Raw genomic sequence first — 6000 nt, forward strand, 5'->3', positions numbered from 1 at the left:
AAGTTAGGCTCAGCGTCCCCGCGCGTTCGCTGTCGCGAACTTCCGCGCGCGCGACAATCCCGAAGAGCGCTCATCACGCGCGACCGGGATCAGTCGCGGGAAGAAAATGTCGAGCACCGCGACCATCGAGAGCAATACGACGGCAACGAAGACCATCGTGCCAAGAAACTCGAGCAAAGACATATTCACCTCGTCCGGTCGCATAGTTTTGTATTGGAGATCTACTGGACTCAGTGTGAGCGAGGCATGGCAAAGTCGATGTCGCGATCAGCCGGGACAACAGGCATCTGTTCGACGCTTCAAATTTCCGTCCGCGCTTAATGTCTGGAATGCGCGCGGGCTGACCGAAAGCGTCCGCGGGCGTCCGGCGCGTCGAAATTCAAAGTCAGACGCAAGTGGCGAGTTGTCGGCGGAAAGGCCCCTGCGCAACGCCTACCTCGTATATTTCTTCGGTATCCGAAATAATGTGGCCGTGAAAATGCGCGCGAGATGCTTAGCGCAAATAAATCCGGACGGGCAAAGCTCAACAGGCCGCCGGCATTCCGATCCGCAACTGGGAGTGCACGACGCGCACTCCACGCGACATCACTTCGTAGCGGCCACCACGAAGGCGTCTGATCTGTCAGGTAGCGTCAAAGCTCCTAATACCTGACTGTTGCTGAAAAAGACGACGCCCGTAAGCTTCGCACCCGGATATATGCAGGGCGCGGGTCCAAACGTGATCGTGGCGTCCAGCACGTCTTTGTCGCCATGAGGCGTGGCGGTTCCGCTGAACGTGCAGCCGCTCAAGCCTTCACCCTTGATCGAGCCGTCCTGACCGATTACAAAAGTGGCGGTCTCGCCGTCCTTCGTCGATCCGGCCGCGCCCGAATACGTCCCGGCAACGGACGACAGCGCCACCGGACGTTCATAGTTGGCGTCATAAACCACGTTGAACTTGATGCTGTTCTGCTTCGCCGTGCTCGTATAGATCACGCCCTGAACGCTGTTCTCCGCGTTGTAGCCCGCGAGGACGGGCGTATCGGTCGCCGCCTTGCCGCTTATGTCGAAGGTGCGCGCATTGTCCGACTGAAAAGTGCCATGAGATGCGGATGCCGCACCCTGTACCAGACCTAGCGCGTTTGTCGTCGTGTTCGCATACACGAAATAGAAAGCGCCAGTCTCGAGCACTACGCCGCCCACGACGTTGCCCGTCGCATCGGTTCCGGAATAAAGGCCTTGTGCAGCGTTAGCCTCGGGCGCGCTCGGCGCATTATCGGAACTGCCGCCGCCCCCACCGCATGCGGCCAAAACGACTGTAACTGCAGATACTGCGACGACGCGTTTCATATTTTTCTGATGTCTGAACTTGCGCTAGCGGCAAGCGAATGAAATAAGCGATGACCGGAATCTTGAACTGGTCCGACAGCCTTTGAAGCGGCAGGCCATCGCGGTCCCGCGATTGCCGAATTTGGCCTTCCCCTTGGGGATAACGGCATGGAAGCGCACGAGTTGAGGGCGTATGCTATTCATCGATGCGCCATGACGCAGCAGTGTCAACGGCCGGACATAGAGCCGGCACATTCTTGTCGAAGCCCGGTACGCAGGGAGAGAGGACAGCTCATGGATGACACGCCCACCATCGAATCGCGGATCAGCGTCGAGCCCGCGCGCAGCGGACTTGGCGTCGAGGCGCTGCAGCGCGATATCGTCGATAACCTCATCTGTCTGCAGGCGCGCTATCCGGAGATCGCCACGCCGCACGACTGGTACATGGCGCTCGCCTACGCCGTCCGCGACCGGATGATGACCCGCCGAGTCGCCACCACGCACACCTATGTAGCGCGCGACGCAAAAGTCGCGTGTTATCTGTCCGCTGAATTTCTCATCGGCCCCCAACTCGGCAACAACCTGATCAATCTCGGCATCGAAAGCAACGCGCGCGAAGCGTTGCAGGCGCTCGGACTCGACCTCGATACGCTGCTGTCGATCGAAGAGGAACCGGGCCTTGGCAACGGCGGCCTCGGACGCCTGGCCGCGTGCTATCTCGACTCGCTTTCCACGCTCGAAATCCCGGCGATCGGTTACGGAATCCGCTATGAGTTCGGCATCTTCGATCAGGAAATCCGCGACGGCTGGCAAGTGGAAATCACCGACAAATGGCTGCAGAAGGGCAACCCGTGGGAAATCCTGCGCCCGGACGTCGCGTTCTACGTGAACTTCGGTGGCCGCACCGAAAGCTCGACCGATGAAGCCGGCCGGTTTCATGTGCGCTGGATTCCTGCCTATACGCTCAAAGGCGTGGCCTGCGATACGCCGATCCCCGGTTTTCACGTCAATACATGTAACTCGTTGAGGCTCTGGAAAAGCGAGGCAGTCGAGTCGTTCGATCTTCAGGATTTCAATGCCGGCGACTATTACGAAGCCGTGCACGAGAAAGTGCTTTCGGAGACGCTGTCGAAGGTGCTTTATCCAAATGACGAGCCCGAAGCGGGTAAGCGCTTGCGGCTCGCGCAGCAGTACTTCTTCGTTTCGTGTTCGTTGCAGGATATGTTGCGCCTGCTTGCGCTCAAGGGCGAGCCGATCAATCGCTTGCCGGACATGTTCACGGCGCAATTGAACGACACGCATCCGTCGATAGCCGTCGCCGAGTTGATGCGCCTGCTCGTGGATGAGCGGCAACTGCCTTGGGACGACGCCTGGGACATCACGCAGCGCACGCTCGCCTATACGAATCACACGCTGTTGCCCGAAGCGCTCGAGACGTGGGGATTGCCATTGTTTCAGGGCTTGTTGCCGCGATTGATCGAAATCATCTACGAGATCAATCGCCGCTTCCTCGATGATGTCCGCCAACGATATCCCGGCGATGAAGCGCGGATCGCGCGCATGTCGCTGATCGACGAAAGCGGCACGAAGCGCGTACGCATGGCGCATCTTGCGACGGTCGGCAGTCACGCGATCAACGGTGTGGCCGCGCTCCATTCGGCACTGCTCGAAAAGACGGTGCTGCGAGATTTCGCCGAGCTATGGCCCGAGCGCTTCCATAACGTGACCAACGGCGTCACGCCGCGCCGCTTCATGATGCTCAGCAATCCGGGTCTCGCGAAACTGCTGGACGAGGGGTTGGGGGAAGGTTGGGCGACCGATCTCGGCAAACTGCGCAAGCTGTCCGAATACGCCGACGATGCCGCATTTCAGGAACGCTGGCGCAACGTAAAGCAGGCGAACAAGCAGATCCTCGCGGATAAGATCAAGAGCGCGACGGGCATCGTCGTCAATCCTGCGGCGCTGTTCGACATACAGGTCAAGCGAATCCACGAGTACAAGCGGCAACATCTGAACGCGCTATACATCGTGACGCAGTACATGCGTCTGCGCCGCGATCCACAACTCGCGCTGACGCCGCGCTGCTTCGTATTCGGCGGCAAGGCCGCGCCGGGCTACGCGATGGCCAAGCTCATCATCCGGCTGATCAACGGCATCGCTGAAGTCGTGAACGACGATCCCGCGATTTACGGCCGCCTGAAAGTCGTATTCTTCCCGGACTTCAACGTCAAGAACGCACACTTCATTTACCCGGCTGCGGACCTGTCCGAGCAGATCTCGACCGCGGGCAAGGAGGCTTCGGGCACCGGAAACATGAAGTTCATGATGAACGGCGCGTTGACCATCGGTACGCTCGATGGCGCGAATATCGAGATGCGCGAAGAAGTCGGCGATGAAAACTTCTTCCTGTTCGGCCTGAATGCGGACGAAGTGGAACGCGTGAAGCGCGAAGGGTATCGTCCGGCCGACTATGCGGATGCGAATCAGACGTTGCGGGAAGTGCTGGAGTTGATCGGCGGCGGGCACTTCTCGCGCGGAGATCGAGAGATGTTCCGTCCGCTGGTCGACAACCTGCTACACCACGATCCGTTTCTGGTGCTTGCCGACTATGCCGCGTACGTCGCGCGTCAGGAAGATGTGAGCGCCGCCTGGCGCGACGAGCGGCGCTGGACTCGCATGTCCATCCTGAATACCGCCTATGCAGGCAAGTTCTCTTCGGACCGCGCGGTTCACGAATATTGCGAGCGGATCTGGAATATCCGCCCCGTGAAGATTTCCATCGAACGACGAAACTAGTTTTTCTTCCCGAGATCGCGCAGACGCTTGCCGGCCATCAGATCGTTGCCGAGTTTCTCGAGCGAAACGCCGCGCGTCTCGGGCACGTAGAAGAACACGACGACCGCAAAGATGACGTTGAGGATCGCATAGAGCACGAAGGTGTTCGCTTCGCCGACGGTCGACAGCAAGCTCAGGAACGTGGCCGCGACCGCCATGTTGGCGACCCAGTTGACGAGCGTCGAAACGGCGATGCCGAAGTCGCGCCCTTGCTGCGGCTGGATCTCCGAGCACAGGATCCAAACGAGCGGGCCGGCAGACATGGCGAACCCCGCGATGAAAAGCAGCAGCGACGCGGCCGCCAGAATCTGTGCCGTGAGGCCGGCGACTCCGGCATGCAGCAGGAACCCGAGCGAGCACATGCCGATTGCCATGATGGCGCATCCCGCATAGAGGATCGGCTTGCGGCCCCAACGATCGACGAAGGCAATGGCGCCGAAGGTCGCAATGACGTTGACGAGGCCGACGATGACTGTCGCCCACAGTTGCTGTTCATGAGTCGCGAAGCCGGCCAGTTCGAAGATGCGCGGAGCGTAGTACATCACGACGTTGATGCCGGTGAGTTGCTGGAACACCTGCAGCACGACTCCGAGCAATACCGAGCGACGGAAGTTCGCGTTTTGCCGCAACAGGCTCCATCCTCGCTGGGGCCGCGTTTTGTCTTCGTTGACCTGTTCGAGTTCGGCTTGCACGTCGGCGGGATTGGCGTAGAAGCGTTGAAGGACGGCGCGCGCTTCGTCGGCGCGGTTGCGCTGAAGCAGCCAGCGCGGGCTATCGGGAAGGGCGAGCACGCCTGCGAGGAAGAAGACGGCGGGAATCCCGATGACGCCGAGCATCCAGCGCCAGTCGGCCACGTACGACAGTCCGATGTTCGACAGGAAGGCGGCCAGGATTCCGACGGTAATCATCAACTGATACGTCGAGATCATCGCGCCGCGTACTTGTCGCGGCGCAACCTCCGAAAGATAAAGCGGCGCGGTGAAAGACGCCATCCCGACCGCGAGGCCCAGCAGCAAGCGTGCGCCGATCAGATGAGCCGGACTCGCCGCGAACCCGGACCATAGCGATCCCGCAATGAAAAGTATCGCCGCCAGCACGAGCGCATAGCGGCGTCCGAGACGCCACGATAGCCAGCCCGCACCCAGTGCGCCGATCGCCGCGCCTACCATCATCGAGCTGACGATCCATTCTTGTGCGCGATCGCTCAGAACAAAATGCTTCGCGATGAAAGGCAGTGCGCCCGAGATCACCCCGATGTCGAGGCCGAACAGCAGGCCGGCGAGCGCCGCCATCAGGCAGACGAAGAGACCATATCGTCCGGTTTTCGTGGATGTCGGGACGCTGCGGTCGGCGAGGGTGCTCATCTGAGTTGTCTCCAGGTTGCGCTTCAAACCGGTCACGGAGGCAGTCGGGCGGCTTTGCTTCGACCATGCGACTGCGCACATGATCGAAGATGAGAATTAGCGCGGGATGAGCGCGCGATGAAGGACGCCTGAATCGTGTGACCGGCCGACATCGTACCGGTGAGCGTCAATTGCCGCCCAATGCCATCGCCTCGTTGTTGTGCCTGGTCAATTCTTCGTGCGCGCGTGCGATCTGACGAGCACAGACGCCGGTGACACGCGCCGCTGCTCGGCTTCGAATTTGCCGCCCGAAATGACCCGATTATTTTTTTGGAAAAGGCGCTTGACGTCGTCGAAATAGCCCCGCATAATTCGCCTCCCGTTGAATGACGGCGCGCAAGAAAGCAAGCGAATAGCGAAGTAAATAACTGCGCAAATGCTCTTTAAAAACTAACAGCCGATAAGTGTGGGCGCTTGATGGCGAGTGCGGCTGGTTCTTCGGAATCGGCAATAG

At 59.9% G+C, this 6000-nt stretch carries 4 protein-coding genes; 1 reads left to right on the top strand and 3 read right to left on the bottom strand.

Annotated features, from left to right (window positions below; all coding sequences use genetic code 11):
- Positions 1-585: 585 nt before the first annotated feature.
- Entirely contained in the window at positions 586-1329 is a 744-nt protein-coding gene (locus NCT05_RS34200; RefSeq protein ID WP_250504408.1) for a hypothetical protein, read from the bottom strand.
- Between the two features lie 273 nt (positions 1330-1602).
- Between NCT05_RS34200 and NCT05_RS34205 the strand changes: the two genes are divergently transcribed.
- Positions 1603-4104 carry a glycogen/starch/alpha-glucan phosphorylase gene (locus tag NCT05_RS34205; RefSeq protein ID WP_250504409.1) on the top strand — a complete coding sequence of 834 codons (2502 nt, stop codon included), beginning with the start codon at positions 1603-1605 and terminating at the stop codon, positions 4102-4104.
- Here NCT05_RS34205 and NCT05_RS34210 read toward each other — a convergent pair.
- Positions 4101-5507, bottom strand: a complete 1407-nt coding sequence (locus NCT05_RS34210) for a sugar porter family MFS transporter (RefSeq protein ID WP_250504410.1) — start codon at positions 5505-5507, stop codon at positions 4101-4103. The genes NCT05_RS34205 and NCT05_RS34210 overlap by 4 nt on opposite strands.
- A 301-nt stretch (positions 5508-5808) precedes the next feature.
- On the bottom strand, positions 5809-6000 hold a 192-nt coding region (locus NCT05_RS34215; protein ID WP_250457717.1), incomplete at its 5' end, for a hypothetical protein.

Origin of the sequence: Caballeronia sp. AZ7_KS35 (assembly GCF_023631045.1) — a bacterium.
GTDB lineage: Bacteria > Pseudomonadota > Gammaproteobacteria > Burkholderiales > Burkholderiaceae > Caballeronia > Caballeronia zhejiangensis.

Coding starts and splice junctions, on each gene's coding strand:
- NCT05_RS34200 (WP_250504408.1), bottom strand. CDS start 1,329: ATGAAACGCGTCGTCGCAGTATCTGCAGTTACAGTCGTTTTGGCCGCA.
- NCT05_RS34205 (WP_250504409.1), top strand. CDS start 1,603: ATGGATGACACGCCCACCATCGAATCGCGGATCAGCGTCGAGCCCGCG.
- NCT05_RS34210 (WP_250504410.1), bottom strand. CDS start 5,507: ATGAGCACCCTCGCCGACCGCAGCGTCCCGACATCCACGAAAACCGGA.